Annotated in this window: 18 protein-coding genes; 9 read left to right on the top strand and 9 right to left on the bottom strand. The window is 61.9% G+C overall.

Going from position 1 to position 16,141, the window contains the following annotated elements:
* Positions 1-22: 22 nt before the first annotated feature.
* Positions 23-964, bottom strand: a complete 942-nt coding sequence (locus CLU90_RS26030) for a CysB family HTH-type transcriptional regulator (protein WP_086138738.1) — start codon at positions 962-964, stop codon at positions 23-25.
* Positions 965-1,124: 160 nt separating this feature from the next.
* On the opposite strand from CLU90_RS26030, the gene CLU90_RS26025 reads away from it, so the two are divergent.
* The 8 genes from CLU90_RS26025 (at position 1,125) to CLU90_RS25990 (ending at position 8,906) form a co-directional block, all read left to right on the top strand.
* Positions 1,125-1,898: a sulfite exporter TauE/SafE family protein gene (locus tag CLU90_RS26025; RefSeq protein WP_086138739.1), complete on the top strand. Its 774-nt coding sequence runs from the start codon at positions 1,125-1,127 to the stop codon at positions 1,896-1,898.
* A gap of 81 nt (positions 1,899-1,979) precedes the next feature.
* The gene (locus CLU90_RS26020; RefSeq protein ID WP_070290526.1) at positions 1,980-3,668 is read left to right on the top strand and encodes a nitrite/sulfite reductase; all 1,689 of its coding nucleotides are present in this window, start codon (positions 1,980-1,982) and stop codon (positions 3,666-3,668) included.
* A complete protein-coding gene (locus CLU90_RS26015) occupies positions 3,661-4,221 on the top strand; it encodes a DUF934 domain-containing protein (protein ID WP_100429209.1) in 561 nt (186 codons plus the stop codon). Before CLU90_RS26020 ends, CLU90_RS26015 begins: the two co-directional genes overlap by 8 nt.
* A 9-nt stretch (positions 4,222-4,230) precedes the next feature.
* Complete coding sequence (locus CLU90_RS26010) at positions 4,231-4,947, top strand: phosphoadenylyl-sulfate reductase (RefSeq protein WP_092715263.1); 717 nt, start codon at positions 4,231-4,233, stop codon at positions 4,945-4,947.
* Between the two features lie 40 nt (positions 4,948-4,987).
* Entirely contained in the window at positions 4,988-5,899 is a 912-nt protein-coding gene (gene cysD, locus CLU90_RS26005; RefSeq protein ID WP_034751518.1) for a sulfate adenylyltransferase subunit CysD, read from the top strand.
* Positions 5,899-7,215: a sulfate adenylyltransferase subunit 1 gene (locus CLU90_RS26000; RefSeq protein ID WP_100429208.1), complete on the top strand. Its 1,317-nt coding sequence runs from the start codon at positions 5,899-5,901 to the stop codon at positions 7,213-7,215. The genes cysD and CLU90_RS26000 overlap by 1 nt, the downstream gene beginning before the upstream one ends.
* Before the next feature lie 28 nt (positions 7,216-7,243).
* Complete coding sequence (cobA, locus tag CLU90_RS25995) at positions 7,244-8,008, top strand: uroporphyrinogen-III C-methyltransferase (RefSeq protein ID WP_092715258.1); 765 nt, start codon at positions 7,244-7,246, stop codon at positions 8,006-8,008.
* A 247-nt stretch (positions 8,009-8,255) separates the two neighbouring features.
* Positions 8,256-8,906, top strand: coding sequence for a hypothetical protein (locus CLU90_RS25990; RefSeq protein ID WP_092715256.1), 651 nt, complete (start codon positions 8,256-8,258; stop codon positions 8,904-8,906).
* On the opposite strand, the gene CLU90_RS25985 is transcribed toward CLU90_RS25990, so the two are convergent.
* From CLU90_RS25985 to lptF, 4 genes are read right to left on the bottom strand one after another with little or no spacing between them, the layout of a single operon-like run.
* Positions 8,903-9,883 (bottom strand): Stealth CR1 domain-containing protein, encoded by a 981-nt coding sequence (locus CLU90_RS25985; RefSeq protein ID WP_092715254.1) that lies wholly within the window; start codon positions 9,881-9,883, stop codon positions 8,903-8,905. The genes CLU90_RS25990 and CLU90_RS25985 overlap by 4 nt on opposite strands.
* Positions 9,880-10,287, bottom strand: coding sequence for a sirohydrochlorin chelatase (locus CLU90_RS25980; protein ID WP_092715252.1), 408 nt, complete (start codon positions 10,285-10,287; stop codon positions 9,880-9,882). Before CLU90_RS25980 ends, CLU90_RS25985 begins: the two co-directional genes overlap by 4 nt.
* Positions 10,287-11,456, bottom strand: a complete 1,170-nt coding sequence (gene lptG, locus CLU90_RS25975) for an LPS export ABC transporter permease LptG (RefSeq protein ID WP_092715250.1) — start codon at positions 11,454-11,456, stop codon at positions 10,287-10,289. The genes CLU90_RS25980 and lptG overlap by 1 nt, the downstream gene beginning before the upstream one ends.
* Positions 11,453-12,598 carry an LPS export ABC transporter permease LptF gene (gene lptF, locus CLU90_RS25970; RefSeq protein WP_092715248.1) on the bottom strand — a complete coding sequence of 382 codons (1,146 nt, stop codon included), beginning with the start codon at positions 12,596-12,598 and terminating at the stop codon, positions 11,453-11,455. Before lptF ends, lptG begins: the two co-directional genes overlap by 4 nt.
* A 67-nt stretch (positions 12,599-12,665) precedes the next feature.
* On the opposite strand from lptF, the gene CLU90_RS25965 reads away from it, so the two are divergent.
* A complete protein-coding gene (locus CLU90_RS25965; RefSeq protein ID WP_100429207.1) occupies positions 12,666-14,159 on the top strand; it encodes a leucyl aminopeptidase in 1,494 nt (497 codons plus the stop codon).
* Positions 14,160-14,253: 94 nt separating this feature from the next.
* On the opposite strand, the gene CLU90_RS30005 is transcribed toward CLU90_RS25965, so the two are convergent.
* From CLU90_RS30005 to CLU90_RS25945, 4 genes are read right to left on the bottom strand one after another with little or no spacing between them, the layout of a single operon-like run.
* Positions 14,254-14,790 (bottom strand): hypothetical protein, encoded by a 537-nt coding sequence (locus CLU90_RS30005; RefSeq protein WP_232731338.1) that lies wholly within the window; start codon positions 14,788-14,790, stop codon positions 14,254-14,256.
* Between the two features lie 11 nt (positions 14,791-14,801).
* Positions 14,802-15,272, bottom strand: a complete 471-nt coding sequence (locus tag CLU90_RS25955) for a CreA family protein (protein WP_092715244.1) — start codon at positions 15,270-15,272, stop codon at positions 14,802-14,804.
* A 33-nt stretch (positions 15,273-15,305) separates the two neighbouring features.
* Positions 15,306-15,494, bottom strand: coding sequence for a DUF1653 domain-containing protein (locus CLU90_RS25950; RefSeq protein ID WP_034782199.1), 189 nt, complete (start codon positions 15,492-15,494; stop codon positions 15,306-15,308).
* A 10-nt stretch (positions 15,495-15,504) separates the two neighbouring features.
* Positions 15,505-15,876, bottom strand: a complete 372-nt coding sequence (locus CLU90_RS25945) for a hypothetical protein (protein ID WP_092715242.1) — start codon at positions 15,874-15,876, stop codon at positions 15,505-15,507.
* Between the last annotated feature and the right edge of the window lie 265 nt (positions 15,877-16,141).

Genomic DNA, 16,141 nt, shown 5'->3' with positions numbered 1-16,141 from the left:
CCCGGCCGACTTCATGCATTGTTTATAGTTCGTAGTGCTCTTTATCACCGCTCATCGCCTGCTCGATGAGCTTGCGGTTCAGGGTCGGTGTCAGCAACTCGATAAAGGTATAGATATAGCTGCGCAAATACGCGCCCTGCTTGACGGCCACACGCGACACATTCATGCCGAACAGATGGCCGACGGGGATGGCGCGCAAGCCTTTGTCGCGCTCGGCATCGAAGGCCATACCCGCTATGATACCAATCCCCATGCCCAACTCGACATAAGTCTTGATCACGTCCGCATCGATGGCTTCGAGCAAGATGTCCGGCTTCAGGCCGCGCAGCACGAAAGCATGGTCGATCTTGTTGCGTCCGGCGAACGCGCTGTCATAGGTAATCAGGGGGAAGGCGGCGATTTCTTCCAGGGTTACGGACTTCGACTTGAGCAGCGGATGGTCGAGCGGCACCACCACCACGTGCTCCCATTGATAGCATGGCAAGGTGATCAAGCCATCGATGGCGGCGATCGATTCCGTGGCGATGGCAAGGTCGGCCTGGTCGCGCTGCACCATCTCGGCGATCTGGCGCGGGTTACCTTGCAGCAAAGACAATCTTACCTTCGGAAACTTCAGCATGAAGGCTTGCACGACCTTGGGCAAGGTGTAGCGCGCCTGCGTATGCGTGGTGGCAATGGTAAAGCTGCCGCTGTCCTGCGCCGCGAATTCCTTGCCGATGCGTTTCATGCTGTCGATTTCCTGCATGATCAGCTCGACCGATTCCAGCACCAGGCGGCCCGGCTCCGTCAAGCCGCGGATGCGCTTGCCGTGGCGCGTAAAAATATCCACGCCCAATTCCTCTTCCAGCTCGATAATGGCTTTCGATACGCCCGGTTGCGACGTAAACAAAGCCTTGGCGGCGTCCGTCAGGTTGTAGTTCTGCCGGACCGCTTCGCGCACGAAGCGCAGTTGATGGAGATTCATTGCTGGTTTGCCCTAGATTGCCGTGATTTGCCGAGTTTCCGCCCCACCCATGATTTTACGTTCATGCATATACGCATATCGCATATAAGCAAATGCGTACTTAGTAGTTTGGAATAAACACTAAGTTTATTACTATTGCGGGTACTTTGGGGGTGCAAGCATGACTTTGTCTTATATAGTCTCAGGATTTGCCGTAGGATTACTCGTAGGAATGACCGGTGTGGGTGGCGGCTCGCTGATGACGCCGCTGTTAACCCTGCTGTTTGGCGTGCCGCCTTCCGTGGCCGTCGGTACCGACCTGGCGTTCGCCTCGATCACCAAGAGCGCCGGCACATTGACGCACCGCCTGCGCGGCACCGTCCGCTGGGATATCGTCAAGCGCCTGTGCATCGGCGCCCTGCCCGCCGCCGTCATCGCGACCCTGGCGCTCAAATCGTTCGGCACCCTGTCGCCGGAAATCGGCCAGATCATCCGTTACTCGATCGCCGCCTCCGTACTGCTGACCGTCGTGGCGCTGATCTTCAAGGGCCGCATGCTGGCCTGGATCAACGCACACCCCGAGAAACAATTGCAAGGCAACAAGCTTGCCGCCGCAACCATTATTGCCGGCGCCGTGCTGGGCGTGCTGGTGACGGTCTCGTCGATTGGCGCCGGCGCCATCGGCGCCACCTTGCTGGTGATGCTGTATCCACGCATGAGCTCAGCCGAAGTGGCGGGCACCGATATCGCCTACGCCGTGCCCCTGACGGCCATCGCCGCCCTGGGCCACTGGTGGCTCGGCTCCATCCACTGGGAATTGCTGGCTTCCTTGCTGGTCGGCTCCCTGCCCGGCATCACGCTCGGTTCCTGGGTAGCCCGCTCCGTGCCGGAAAAGTTTTTACGCGTGCTGCTGGCGATGACCTTGACCGGCGTGGCAGTGAAGCTAATCTATTAATTACCGAACAAGTGACTAGAGCAGTATCAAGAACATAATCCCAGGCAATCTTCCAGCACCCCGGCTTTTTTAGGAATTGATATGTACCATTACGATCAGTACGACCACCTCATCATCAAAGAACGCATCGCCCAGTACCGAGACCAGGTTGCGCGCCGTATCGCCAATGAACTGACGGAAGAGGAATTCATTCCGCTGCGCCTGCAAAACGGCCTATACATGCAACGCCACGCCTACATGCTGCGCATCGCCGTGCCCTACGGCTTGCTGTCGTCCAAGCAGATGCGCATGTTCGCGCACATCGCGCGCAAGTACGACCGCGGCTATGGCCACTTCACGACGCGCCAGAACATCCAGTTCAACTGGATCGAGCTGGAGCAGACTCCCGATATCCTGACGGACCTCGCTTCCGTGGAAATGCACGCGATCCAGACCTCGGGCAACTGTATCCGAAATACAACATCGGACCCGTTCGCCGGCGTCGCGGCCGATGAAATCATCGATCCGCGCCCGTACGCGGAAGTATTGCGCCAGTGGAGCACCTTCCACCCCGAGTTCATCGCCCTGCCACGTAAATTCAAGGTCGCCATCAATGGCGCCGAGGAAGACCGCGCCGCCATTGCCGTGCACGATATCGGCTTGACGGCCGTGCGCAACGCCGCTGGCGAAGTGGGCTTCAAGGTGATGGCCGGCGGCGGCATGGGCCGCACGCCGATTTTGGGCAGCGTCGTGCGCGACTTCCTGCCGTGGCAGCATTTGCTGACCTACATCCAGGCCATCATGCGCGTGTACAACCTGCACGGTCGCCGCGACAACAAATACAAGGCGCGCATCAAGATTTTGCTGAAAGCCATCGGCGTCGAAGAATTCACGCGCCAGGTGGAAGCAGAGTGGGTCGACTTGAAAGACGGCCCGGAAACCTTGACGGCCGAGGAAATGCAGCGCGTGGCGGACTTCTTCAATCCGCCTGCCTACCTTGCCCTGCCGGAACTCGACTACAAGGCCGAACACGCGGACAACAAGGCCTATGTCAACTGGCTGGCGCGCAACGTCAAGCCGCACCAGCGCCCCGGCTACGTGGCCGTGGTGCTGTCCCTGAAGAAAACGGGCGTGCCGCCCGGCGACGCGACGGCCGAGCAGATCGACTTCGTGGCCGATCTGGCCGACCGCTACAGCTTTGGCGAACTGCGCGTGACGCACGAGCAAAACCTGGTGCTGGCCGACGTGGAACAGTCGAAATTGTTTGCCCTGTGGCAGGAAGCCAAGGCGCATGGCCTGGCCACGCCGAACATCGGTTTGCTGACGGACATGATCTGCTGCCCCGGCGGCGACTTCTGCTCGCTGGCCAACGCCAAGTCCTTGCCGATCGCGGCCGCCATCGCGGAACGCTTCGACAGCATCGACTTCCAGCACGACATCGGCGAGATCGAACTGAATATTTCCGGCTGCATCAATGCCTGCGGCCACCATCACGTGGGCAGCATCGGCATCCTCGGCGTCGACAAGGATGGCAGCGAATGGTATCAAGTGTCGATCGGCGGCGCGCAAGGCAACAACGCGGCCATCGGCAAGATCATCGGACCATCGTTCTCTTCCCTGCAGATGCCTGAAGTCATTGGCCGCCTGCTGCACGTCTACGTGCGCGACCGCCACGAAGGCGAGCGCTTCGTCGACACGGCCCAGCGCCTGGGCCTGGCGCCGTTCAAGGAACACGTATATGCAACGCCGATCACGGTCGGCAACCTGGTGGGAGAAGACGAATATGTTTGAAGTACGCGAAGAAATCATCAAGAACGCCACCGTGGTGCCGAATACCTGGGGCTTGCTGCGCCTCGATGAAACCGACACGCCGGAAACGGTCGTCGTGCCAGCCGGCAAGGTCATCGTGCCGCTGCCAGTATGGCAAGCCCAGCGCGAGGCCTTGGCCGCGCGCCTGCCCGACATCGGCGTATGGCTGGCCAGCGACGAGCGCCCGGAAGAACTGGCGGCCGACGTGGCGCAACTGCCCGTCATTGGCGTGGATTTCCCGAAATTCACGGATGGCCGCGGCTATTCCATCGCCTTCAACCTGCGCGCCCGCCTCGGTTTCCAGGGCGAACTGCGCGCCATCGGCGACGTGCTGCGCGACCAGCTGTTCTCGATGCACCGGGTCGGCTTCGATGCGTACGCGACGCGCCCGGACCGCAGCATCCATGACGCCCTGAAAGGTTTGTCTGTCTTTTCGGAAACCTACCAAGCTTCGTGGGATCAAAAGTCGCCGCTGTTCCGCCGCCACCAGCGCGAAGGCCAGAATCCTGACCTCGACAACGCGGCCGGCATCTGAGGACCGATCATGAGCGATTTGACTTCTTTGATTGACGCCACCGAGCAAACGCTGGCACGCATCGCGGCGGATTTTTCGCCGGCCGTGTTCGCGTCCAGCCTGGCAGCCGAAGACATGGTGCTGACCGACATGATACTCAAGGCGAAGCTGCCCATCGGCATCTTCTCCTTGGAAACAGGCCGCCTGCACCAGGAAACCCTGGCCGTGCTCGACAAGGTCAAGGCCCGTTACGACCACGACATCACCCTGTACCGCCCGCAGCCGGAAGCCGTGGCGGCCTACGTGGAACAGAACGGCCTCAACGCCTTTTATAACAGCGTCGAGATGCGCCGCGAATGCTGCCGCATCCGCAAGGTCGAACCGCTGGGCCGCGCCCTGGCCGGCAACAAGGCCTGGGTCACGGGACAGCGCCGCGCCCAGTCCACCACGCGCGCCGAATTGCACGTGCAGGAGATTGATACGGCGCACGCGATGACGAAATTCAACCCGCTGGCGGACTGGTCGGAAGAAGACGTGTGGGCCTATATCCGCGCCAACGACGTGCCCTACAACGCGTTGCACGACCAGGGCTACCCGTCGATCGGCTGCGAACCGTGCACGCGGGCCGTGCAGCCGGGCGAAGATGTGCGTGCCGGACGCTGGTGGTGGGAAAACCCGGATTCGAAAGAATGCGGCCTGCACATGGTGGACGGCAAACTGATACGCATCAAATCCGTGGCAGCCTGAACAGACACAACAGACTCAGCAGAACAAGAAAGCACCCTATATGAGCAATATTTTGAACCAGCGTCACCTCGACAGCCTTGAATCGGAAGCCATCCACATCATGCGCGAAGTGGCGGCCGAATCGGCCAACCCTGCGCTGCTGTTTTCCGGCGGCAAGGATTCCGTCGTCCTGCTGCGCCTGGCCGAGAAAGCCTTCCGCCCAGGCAAGTTCCCATTCCCCCTCGTGCACATCGACACGGGCCACAACTTCCCGGAAGTCATCACTTTCCGTGACAAGAAAGTGGCGGAACTGGGCGAACGCCTGATCGTCGGTTCCGTGGAAGACTCGATCAAGCGCGGCACCGTGCGCCTGCGCAACCCGGCCACGGATTCGCGCAACGCGGCCCAAGCCGTGACCTTGCTGGAAACCATCGCCGAATACAAATTTGACGCCTGCATCGGCGGCGCGCGCCGCGACGAAGAAAAAGCCCGTGCCAAGGAACGCATCTTCTCGTTCCGTGACGAATTCGGCGCCTGGGACCCGAAAGCCCAGCGTCCGGAATTGTGGGACCTGTATAACACCCGCGTGCATCCGGGTGAAAACATGCGCGTCTTCCCCATCTCGAACTGGACCGAGCTGGACGTGTGGCAATACATCGCTCGCGAGCAACTCGAACTGCCGCCGATCTACTTCGCGCACGAGCGCCAGGTGATCCCGCGCAACGGTTTGCTGGTGCCGCTGACGGATCTGACGCCGCCGCGCGAAGGTGAAACGGTGGAAACGCAAGTCGTGCGCTTCCGCACGGTGGGCGATATCTCGTGCACCTGCCCCGTGTCGTCCGACGCGGCGACGGTCGACGCCATCATCGCCGAGACGGCAATCACGCAAATCACGGAACGCGGCGCCACCCGCATGGACGACCAGACTTCCGAAGCCTCGATGGAAAAACGCAAGAAAGCAGGGTATTTCTAATGAACGCAGCAATCCAGAACACCACTCTCACCGACAGCCTGGAGCGCGGCATGCTGCGCTTCATCACGGCCGGTTCCGTCGATGACGGCAAGAGCACGCTGATCGGCCGTTTGCTGTTCGACAGCAAGGGCATCTTTGCCGACCAGCTCGACGCCATGTCGCGCTCCAAGCACAAGCGCACGGTGGGCGACACGGTCGACCTGTCGCTGCTGACGGACGGCCTGGAAGCGGAACGCGAGCAAGGCATCACCATCGACGTGGCCTACCGCTACTTTGCCACGCCGAAACGCAAATTCATCATCGCCGACACGCCAGGCCACGAGCAATACACGCGCAACATGGTGACGGGCGCGTCCACCGCCGACGCCGTCATCATCCTAATCGACGTATCGAAAGTGAAACTGGGCGACGACGGCAGCGTGGAATTGCTGATCCAGACCAAGCGCCATTCGACGATTGCCCACCTGCTGCAGATCGAGCACGTGGTCGTGGCCGTCAACAAGATGGACCTGGTCGACTACGATGAAACGGTGTACAACCGCATCGTCGCCGCCTACCGCGAATTCGCCCAGTCGCTGGGCTTGAAGGACATCACGCCGATCCCACTGTCAGCATTGACGGGCGACAACGTCGTCGAACGCGGCGACAAGCTGGGCTGGTACACGGGCCCGACTTTGATCGAACTGCTCGAATCGCTGTCCGTCTACGACGAATCGCACGACACGCCCTTCCGCTTCCCGGTGCAGCTGGTGGCACGCCACAACGGCCACGAAGCGAACGACTTCCGCGGCTACATGGGCCGCATCGAAGCAGGCAAGGTCAGCATCGGCGACACCCTCGTGGTGCAGCCATCGGGCCAGACGGCAACCGTCAAGGATATCGTCACCCTGGACGGTTCGCTGCCAACGGCCGTGGTGGGCCAGTCCGTCACCCTGCTGCTCAATGAATACCTCGATATCTCGCGCGGCGACTTGCTGGCGAGCAGCGAGCGCCCTGCCTCGCTGCTCAAACAGGTAACGGCCGACGTGTGCTGGCTGTCGGAAGATGCGCTGGACCTGCGCCGCAAGTACTGGATCAAGCACGGCACCAAGCAGACGGCGGCCAAGGTGACGGCGATCGAATCGATCCTCGACATCAATACGCAGCAGCGCCATCCGGCCGAAGGCTTGAAGCTGAACGACATCGCGCGCATCAGCCTGAACGTGCAGCAGGCGCTGGCAGCCGATGCGTATGCGGACATCCGCGCCACGGGCGCGTTTATCCTGATCGATGAAGTCACCCACCAGACCGTCGCGGCGGGCATGGTTCGACTCTAATCCCGTATCGTCCAGGAAAGGCAGCCACATGAACAGCTCCCCATCTCTCCCCGGCAAGGTCTACCTGATCGGCGCCGGACCCGGCGCGCAAGACCTGATGACCTTGCGCGGCGCGCGCCTGCTGGCACAGGCGGACGTCGTGCTGCACGACGCGCTGGTTACCGAAGAGATGCTGGAGCTGTGCCCCCAGGCGCAAAAAATCCTCGTCGGCAAGCGCTGCGGCCAGTTGTCGACGGCGCAGGCATTCATCAACAAGCAATTGGTCGACAATGCGCGCAAGCACGCCATCATCGTGCGCCTGAAAGGGGGCGACCCCATGCTGTTTGGCCGCGCCGATGAAGAATTGCGGGCACTGGAAGAAGCGGGCATCGTCGTCGAAGTGGTGCCCGGCATTACCACGGCCCTGGCGGCGGCGGCCGCCACCCAGCAGCCGCTGACCAAGCGGGGCGTATCGCGCAGCGTGGCCTTTTTTACGTCCAGCACGGCACCGGGCGAACCGGACCAGACGCGCATCCCGGACTGCGACACCCTGGTGCAATACATGGGCGGGCGCGAAGCCATCGCCACGGCCCAGCGCCTGCTGGCCCAGGGCCGCCGTGCCGACACGCCGGTGGTGGTGATTGAAAACTGCAGCCGCCCGGACCAGCGCATCGTGCGCCTGACGCTGAGCGCCCTGGCGCACGGCCTGGGCGACACCCACGGTCCCGTGCTGGTGATGCTGGGCGACGCCATGGCCGCGCGCACGCACCAGGCCATCGAAGAAGCGGCCGCGAATCTGGCGCGCCATGCTTGAATAAACACACCGTATTTTACCGACTTTAAAGTCAGTAACCGACGTCTTCCGGGGAAACATGATACGATGCTCACGCATCTTTTCTCGAGAAATTGTTGCGTGTTAGCAATAAATTCACGCTACGCCCCGCCATAGCGCTTGCCTTGCGGTCTCCCGGTTGACGGAGGCCGCTCCGGCAATCTCTCCGAAAAAAGCTGCGCCCGCAGGCTGCAATACCGCGCCGCGCAACTTTAGCCTTACGACATACATGAATTTCACTTCCATGCGCGAAGCCCTGACTTCGCTCAGCCGCAGCAATGCCGGCGTCGCCAGCGCTGTGCTGCTCAGCATGCTCGCCTCCATCGCCCTGTGGACGGCGTTCCCGAATATCGACGATGAAAACCATTTGCTGGAATGGCTGCAGGCGCTGTTCCTGGCCCTCGCTTGCGCCGTGCACGGCGTGCGCGCCTGGCAAGAGACCGACCGCCAGTCCTTGCGCTTCCTCATGCATGCGGGCTTGTCGGCCCTGCTGTTCGGCTTCCTGCTGCGCGAACTCGATATCGACCAGTTCGGCACGGCGCCCGCGTGGGCGCAGCTGGAAAAAGCTCTGCGCGTGGTGGAATTGCTGATCCTGATACGCGTGCTGATCTTTTTCGCGCCGCGCGCGCGCAAGGTGTTTGCCGCGGCGCCGCGGATTTTCAGCATGCGCATCACCATCCTGACGCTGCTTGGCGGCTTGCTGATGGTCGCCGGCTGGCCCTTCGACAAGAAGGTCTTCCATGGCATGCCGGACGCCTATGCGCTGCTGGGCGAGGAAGTGTTCGAACTGGGCGCCTATTTGCTGCTGTTCCTCGCTTCGCTGTCCGACAGCACGGCCGCCGCCCGCATCAGCCTGGCCCCAAACAGGAAAGCGGCTTAAGCGCCTTCGAATGAGGATGGCAGCGGCAGCAGCCGCTGCAAGGTGGCGGCCACGCGCAGCAGGCGCGGGTCGTCGTCCTCGGCCTCGTCGCAGGTATCGTTGATGCAGAAAAACGGCAAGCTGCCGAAACGCGCCGCCAGCTCCTCGAGCTGCTGCGGCGCCGCCACATCGCCGCTGGCGATATGCAGCGGGTCGAGCATGCGCGAGCGCGCGACTCCCTGATGCACCATCCAGCGCGGCACCAGGTCGGGCAGCAATGCCGGTACCTGCCACGAGCGAAACACGGTCGCGCGCACGCCGGAAAACATGGCCGGCGCCAGCCCTTCCAGTACATGCAGCGCGCTTTTCAGCATGGGCCGGGGCGCATGCGCATACAGGCGCGGTTCATGCCGGTAATCGGCATATTGCGCCGACAGCCATTGCCGCGACAAAGTAGCGCAATTGACGGGCGCCGCCACGTCGGCGCGCAAGCCCTGCAGATCATCGTGCAGGTCATCCTGCAGCTCGCTCTCCGTAAACACACTCAAACGCCGGTCCCCTTCCTCGCCAAACCAGAATGCGGGCTCGAACGGCGCGCCGAAAAAGACATCGTCGTTCAGGTACAGGAAGCGCTCGGACAGGCCGGGAATATGGTGCAGATACGATTCGATATGGCCGGAGTCGAACACGGGCAGGGAGGCGGCGGGCATCAGGCTCGCATGGTCGATCACCGTCAGGCGCGGCGAGGCGCGCAGCCAGGCCGGCACTTGCCGGTCCGTCAGCAGGTAGATGTGGCCATGGCCGGGGAAGAAGCGCTCGAGCGCGCGCAGGTTGTAGCGCAGTTCGCCGTTGTCGCGGTAGCGGCCCGCCACGTTGCCGTGCAGGGCCAGCTGGCCGGGATGGGCTTGCGCCCAGGTGGCATACGCCTGCTGCCGGCGCGCGCGCCAGGCGGGATCGGCGCCGTCCACCCACAGGTAGACGATGTCGATGCCGCTCAAGGGGGAATGCTGGAACCTGGCGCCGCCACGCAGTAATCGGCGATGGCGGCGAGCACGCTGGCGTTCTCGCCCACCGCTTCGACCACTTTCAGGCGCAGTACCGGATGCTGCTGGCGCAATTCTTCCAGCAGCAGCGGCAAGTCGCGCAGCACATGGCCGCCCTGCCCCAGGAACACGGGCACCACGGTGACGTCCAGGATGGCGCCGGCGGGCAGCTCGGCCACCAGGGTCGCCACCAGCTCGGGCAGGCGCGGCGTCATCAGTTCCAGGAAAGCCAGGTGCACGCTGGCGTCGGGCATGCGCGCCTGGGTCAGGTCGCGCAGGCGCTCGAAGGGCGCGGCCCACGATGCGGCGCGCGCACCGTGGGCAAACAAGATCAGTGCCTGTTTCACGTTCGTCTCCATCAGTGCCGCTCCACCCACCACAGGGCGCCCAGCGCCAGCAGCAGATACAGGGCGCTCGGCGCCACCGCCGTCAGGAAGGCTGGCCAGGTGCTGAGCAAGCCAAGATGCGAGAACAGGGTGTTGACCAGCATGAAGCTCACGCCGATCATGATGCCGATGAAGATCTTCAGGCTGATGCCGCCGCTGCGCGTATGCATGTAGGCGAACGGCAGCGCCAGCGCCATCAGCACGAAAATGGCCAGCGGATCGATCAGTTTTTTCCAGAAGGCGATGCGGAAACGCTCCGTTTCCTGCTTGTTCTCGGCCAGGTGGCGCGTGTACACGGCCAGTTCGCTGGCCGACATGCGTTCGGGATCGGAGGCCGAGACCGTCAGGATCTTCGGCGTCACTTCCGACATCATGTCCTTGCTGGCGCTTTGCACCGTGCGCACCAGGCTCGTTTCCTGTCCAAAGTAGTTCGCCAGCTTAGGCTCGAAACCGGGGGCAATGGCCGCGCTGTTCGAGAACGAGGTCTCCGTCACGTCGGTCAGGCGCCAGGTGTTATTGCCCTGGTACGTCGCGCCCTTGGCCACGGTCAGGGTACGCAAACGCATGTCGATGTCGAATTCATACAGTTTGACGTTCTTCAGCTGGCCGTCCGGACGCGCTTCGCCCACATTGAAAAAGCGCGAACCGGTGACGGTGCCCGTCAGGCCCTCGCTCTTGATCATGTCCTTGGTCCACAGGCCAGAGCGAAATTCGCTCGACACGGTCGCGCCGCGCGAAGTCAGCTTGAGGCGTTCGGCCAGCGGTTCCGTGCGCGGCGTGATCAGCTCACCGAAGATGAAGGTGATGACGACGAAGACGATACCGATGCGGAACAGAAAACCGGCGGCCATCGCCGTCGACATGCTCGAAGCGCGCATGATGGTAAATTCGGAACTCGCGGCAAACTGCGCCATCGTGTAGATGGTGCCGATCAGCGCCGCGATCGGCATCACCTCGTACACGTGTCCCGGCACCAGCACCAGCACGTACAGGAAGGCATACTGAATGGTGTAGCCGTTGCGGCCCACCTTGGGCAGCTCGCCCGTCAGGTCGATGAAGGCTTGCAGTGCCAAAAAGGCAAGCAGCACGAACAGCACCGCCTGGAATATCGAGACCGCAAAATAGCGCTGTAAAATCTTCATTTCGATACCGCTTTACTTGTATTGCCGGCGCGGCGCGCGCGCTTGAAAGCCGCCAGCAGAACCAGCGGATGATAGCGGTGATTCACGTTCAGGCGCCATACAAACAGCGCCACCACGGCCAGCGCGGCCAGCAGATGCAGCGGCCACCAGGCCAGGCCGAAGGTCATGCGGCCCTGTTTCACGCTCGCTTCGATGACCTTGATCAGGTTGCTGTACGTAAAGAAAATCAGCAGCGCGATGATGAGATTGGTCGAACTGCCGGCGCGCGGATTGACAAAGCCCAGCGGAATGGCCAGCAGGATCAGCATCAGGCCGATCAGGGGCGCGCTGACCCGCCACAGCAATTCGGCCATGGTGAACTGATTGTTCGCCTCGACCAGCGCCATGGTGCTCATGGCGCGTACGCCCAGGTCCGCGCCCAGCTCCTGCTGCTTGCTCTCGATGCGCATGATGTACTGTTCGAATTCCATGGTCTGGAAGTCCGCCTGCGTCGGCACGCCCTGGTAACGGCGGCCGCTCTTGAGCACGAGGAAGCGCTGGCCCTTGGCGTCGGTATTGATCACGCCTTCCTTGGCCACGACGACGACGGCGCTGCCTTTTTCATCGACGGTATTGACGAAGACGTTCTGCACGACGTTCTTCTCACCGCGAACGCCCTCGACGAAGAAGATACGGTTGCTGCCGGCCGATTCGCGGAACTGGCCCGGCGTGACCTTCTGCAGATCTTCGCGCTTTTCAAAGCGCGCCACATATTCATCGCTTTTCTTTTGCGCCCACGGCGTGGCGTACAGGCTCAGGACACCGGTGGCCAGCACCAGCGGCAGGCCGAAGCTGAGCACGGGCCAGATCCAGCGCGACAGGCTCAGGCCGGAGGCGAACCACACCACCATCTCCGACTCCTTGTAGCTGCGCGTGACGACCATCAGCACCGCAATGAAACCGGTGAGGATGATGATGGTGGGCAGCTGCATCAGGGCGGAAAAAACCATCAGCGACATGACGTCGGACGATGCGATCTTGCCGCCCGCCGCCTTGCCGAGAATACCGATCAGCATCCAGGTGAGCAGGATGCTGAATAAAACTGTGAAGGTGGCCCCGGCGGCACTAGCCAATTCACGTCGAAGGGCGCGTTGAAAGATCATTCGGAGTTTATAATTCGGGTCAGTTAGTTGAGTAACACGTTACTAGTAAATGAAAACGGAGAACCAAATGGACTTTAGCATAAAAGCATTCGATACCAAGAGCACCCTCGGCACGGCCAAAAGCGGATGCATCGCGGTTGCGGTATTCGAAAACAAAAAACTGTCGCCAGCGGCAAAATCGCTGGACAGCAAGGGTGCGATTTCGGCTGCGCTGAAGTCCGGCGACATCAGCGGCAAGCCTGGCAGCACTTTGCTGCTGCGCACAGTCGATGGCGTCGCCGCCGAACGTGTTCTGCTGGTAGGCATGGGCAGCGATGACACTGTCAGCGAAAAAAGCTTCACAAGCGGCGTACAAGCCGCACTCAAGGCCTTCGGCTCGCTGGGTGCTGCGGACGCCATTATCGCATTACCGCTGGCTGAAGTGAAAGAGCGCGACGTAAATTGGGCAATCCGTTGCGTGGTGCAAGCCGCCCACGACAGCGAATACCGCAGCGACTCGCAAAAAAGCAAAAAAGATCCGGCGCCGGCAGGCGTGCGCAAGATCGTCCTGGCCGCTCCCGCAACGGCAGCGACGCGCGGCGCGCTGGCGCAAGCGACCGCCATCGCCAACGGTTCCGACCTGACGCGCAACCTGGGCGACCTGCCGGCGAACATCGCCAACCCGACCTACCTGGCCAACACGGCCAAGCAGCTGGCCAAGGATTACAAGTTCGAAGTCGAAGTGCTGGACCGCAAACAGCTCGAAGCGCTGAAAATGGGCAGCTTCCTGTCCGTCACCAACGGCAGCGAGCAGCCGCCGAAATTCATCGTCCTGAAGCACATGGGTGGCAAGGCCAAGGATGCGCCGGTCGTCCTGGTCGGCAAGGGCATCACCTTCGACACGGGCGGCATTTCGATCAAGGCCGGTCCTGGCATGGATGAAATGAAGTACGACATGTGCGGCGCCGCCTCGGTGCTGGGCACCTTCCGCGCCATCGGCGAGATGAACCTGAAGCTGAACGTCATCGGCATCATCGCCGCGTGCGAAAACATGCCGTCGGGCCGCGCCACCAAGCCGGGCGACATCGTCACTTCCATGAACGGTCTGACCATCGAAGTGCTGAACACGGACGCCGAAGGCCGCCTGGTGCTGTGCGACGCGCTGACCTACGCCGAACGCTTCAAGCCGGCCGCCGTCGTCGATATCGCCACCCTGACGGGCGCTTGCGTCGTCGCTCTGGGCCACCACAACAGCGGCCTGTTTACGCGCAGCGATGCGGCGCATGACCAGCTGGCCGGTGAACTGCTGGCAGCGGGCAAGCAAGCCAGCGACACGGCATGGCGCATGCCGATCGAAGAAGCGTACAACGAGCAGCTGAAGTCGAACTTCGCGGACCTGGCCAACATCGGCACGCCAGGCGGCGGCGCGGTGACGGCAGCGGCCTTCCTGGAAAACTTCACCAAAAAGTACACTTGGGCGCATCTGGACATCGCCGGCACGGCATGGAAATCGGGCGGATCGAAAGGCGCGACCGGTCGTCCAGTCCCTCTGCTCACCACGTTCCTGATCAACCGGGTCTAAGTTGACGCCTTGCCGGCAGCGCCCAGCTGCTGGCAAGACGATGCAGCCGCCACGGTCTGAACTGACCCTGGCGGCTTTTTTACGTGTATTTGAATCAGTAGACGACGGGATTGGGCAAGGGCGATGGCGCCACCTTCGGCTGCACCACCGTTTCCGGCACGGCGACAGCCGGTGGCGGCGCGGTGACGGGCGGGGGTGGCGGCGCCAGGCGCGCGGGGTCTTGCATGACGATGGTCAAAATAGAGGGGTAGTCGAAGCCGGCGCCCGTGTTGCGGTCGACGAAATAGCCGACGCCCAGGGTCAGGATGACATTGCCCCAGACGCTGCCATTGAGTTTGGGGTCGATATGGTCGTCCGTCGCGATGGCGGGCGAACCGTGCTTGCGGCAATCGACTTTCAACGGTTCGCGGCTCTTGCGGATGGTGATGCGTCCGGGCGTGGTGACGAACCACTTGCCGACGTCGTTGCTGAGGATGCAGCCGGCGCCCGTCAGCTCGCGGTTGTCCTGGATGGTTTGCACCAGCACCATCTGGTCAGTGTTGCCCGTCAGGGTGGCGCAGCCGCCCAGGCCGAACAGCAGCAGCGTCCCGGCGGCAAAGGCGGCAAGGGGGGCAGACAGCGGCACGCGCATGGGGGGCTCGCTTAACGGACGGGAATCGGCTGGTCGCCGGGCACGGCGACGGCGGTGACGCTGTTTTTCGGGCTGCCTTCGATCAGGCGGTCGGAATACACGAGGTAGACGAGCGCATTGCGCTTGCTGTCGACCATGCGCACGACGCGCACGTGCTTGAAGAAGATCGAGGCGCGCTCGGTAAATACTTCTTCCTGGCGCGGCAGCTTGCCCTTGAATTGCAGCGGCCCCACCTGGCGGCAAGCCACGGCCGCATCGGCCTTGTCTTCGGCCAGGCCGACGGCCCCCTTGAGGCCGCCCGTCTTGGCGCGCGACAGATAGCAGCTGACGCCAGCGACGCGCGGATCGTCGTACGCTTCGACGACGATCTTGTGGTCAGGACCGATCAGTTTGAACACCGTGTCGACGGAACCGATGGTTTCGGCATGCGCCGCAGTGCAGGCAACGCCCAGCACCACAGCGGCGGACAGCAATTTACGCATGAAGAAAATCCCGGGCACGCACGCAGGCGGCCATCAGTTGATGGGAGCGAAACGCTGGACCATGACGCCTTCGACTTCGATCAGTTGAAAGAACACGTCTTTCGGCCGGGTCCAGATGGAGCCGTCCGCGGCGCGATACACGATCATCGGCGTCAGATCCGCTTCCAGCGTGGCTTCGCACACCAGTTCATAAATGCCGCCCTTATAGTGCCGATAACGCATCGCCGTCCCCTCAAGCAGTTGAATCTTCGCTCTTGTCGTCGGCCAGCGCCTTCTGCTTCTGCTTCAGGCCCTGGATCACTTTCAGTATGCCTTCCATGCCGGCCGCGCCATCGGCGCCGCTAAAGGCCTCGAGTACCTCATTGAGCACCTTGTTGCGCACGGTCGCTTCATCGGCGGACATTTCCAGCGCGCGCTGGGCTTTCGCCGCCTTTTCGGCCGCGCTCACGCGCGGCTTGGCAGCCGTCTTGCCATGCGTCAGAGCAGCCTGCCAGATAACCCAGCGGCGCTGGGTCTCGAAAATCAGGTACTCATCGGGTTTGTCTTCTCTTCGCCGCACAATGTGGCCGTCACGCTGCGCCCACGCTTCAAATGCAGTTCGCATTTTCTTCCTTTGCAAATGCTACGCGCAAGTCTCACTATTAAAACTGCAACATTTCAAAATAGTACCATCTATTGATGTCGCAAAACAGTCTCATAGATACAGTACTGCAATTTATATAACAAGTCTGGCGGCGCCAGGGATGGACACTCCGTCCCCGGCACAGTGGTCATGTAATCGGAATAGCAATTACAACTAATTACAACTGCTTCCTGTTCGGTTCTTCACTTGGCTGTAACAAAGCCGTATGACACAGTTGTTACATTGT

The organism is Janthinobacterium sp. 67 (assembly GCF_002797895.1).
GTDB lineage: Bacteria > Pseudomonadota > Gammaproteobacteria > Burkholderiales > Burkholderiaceae_D > Janthinobacterium.
The sequence above is the reverse complement of the archived record's forward strand: the minus strand, read 5'-3'. Positions and strand labels throughout refer to the sequence as shown.

Coding starts and splice junctions, on each gene's coding strand:
- CLU90_RS26030 (WP_086138738.1), bottom strand. CDS start 964: ATGAATCTCCATCAACTGCGCTTCGTGCGCGAAGCGGTCCGGCAGAAC.
- CLU90_RS26025 (WP_086138739.1), top strand. CDS start 1,125: ATGACTTTGTCTTATATAGTCTCAGGATTTGCCGTAGGATTACTCGTA.
- CLU90_RS26020 (WP_070290526.1), top strand. CDS start 1,980: ATGTACCATTACGATCAGTACGACCACCTCATCATCAAAGAACGCATC.
- CLU90_RS26015 (WP_100429209.1), top strand. CDS start 3,661: ATGTTTGAAGTACGCGAAGAAATCATCAAGAACGCCACCGTGGTGCCG.
- CLU90_RS26010 (WP_092715263.1), top strand. CDS start 4,231: ATGAGCGATTTGACTTCTTTGATTGACGCCACCGAGCAAACGCTGGCA.
- cysD (WP_034751518.1), top strand. CDS start 4,988: ATGAGCAATATTTTGAACCAGCGTCACCTCGACAGCCTTGAATCGGAA.
- CLU90_RS26000 (WP_100429208.1), top strand. CDS start 5,899: ATGAACGCAGCAATCCAGAACACCACTCTCACCGACAGCCTGGAGCGC.
- cobA (WP_092715258.1), top strand. CDS start 7,244: ATGAACAGCTCCCCATCTCTCCCCGGCAAGGTCTACCTGATCGGCGCC.
- CLU90_RS25990 (WP_092715256.1), top strand. CDS start 8,256: ATGAATTTCACTTCCATGCGCGAAGCCCTGACTTCGCTCAGCCGCAGC.
- CLU90_RS25980 (WP_092715252.1), bottom strand. CDS start 10,287: ATGGAGACGAACGTGAAACAGGCACTGATCTTGTTTGCCCACGGTGCG.
- lptG (WP_092715250.1), bottom strand. CDS start 11,456: ATGAAGATTTTACAGCGCTATTTTGCGGTCTCGATATTCCAGGCGGTG.
- lptF (WP_092715248.1), bottom strand. CDS start 12,598: ATGATCTTTCAACGCGCCCTTCGACGTGAATTGGCTAGTGCCGCCGGG.
- CLU90_RS25965 (WP_100429207.1), top strand. CDS start 12,666: ATGGACTTTAGCATAAAAGCATTCGATACCAAGAGCACCCTCGGCACG.
- CLU90_RS30005 (WP_232731338.1), bottom strand. CDS start 14,790: ATGCGCGTGCCGCTGTCTGCCCCCCTTGCCGCCTTTGCCGCCGGGACG.
- CLU90_RS25955 (WP_092715244.1), bottom strand. CDS start 15,272: ATGCGTAAATTGCTGTCCGCCGCTGTGGTGCTGGGCGTTGCCTGCACT.
- CLU90_RS25950 (WP_034782199.1), bottom strand. CDS start 15,494: ATGCGTTATCGGCACTATAAGGGCGGCATTTATGAACTGGTGTGCGAA.
- CLU90_RS25945 (WP_092715242.1), bottom strand. CDS start 15,876: ATGCGAACTGCATTTGAAGCGTGGGCGCAGCGTGACGGCCACATTGTG.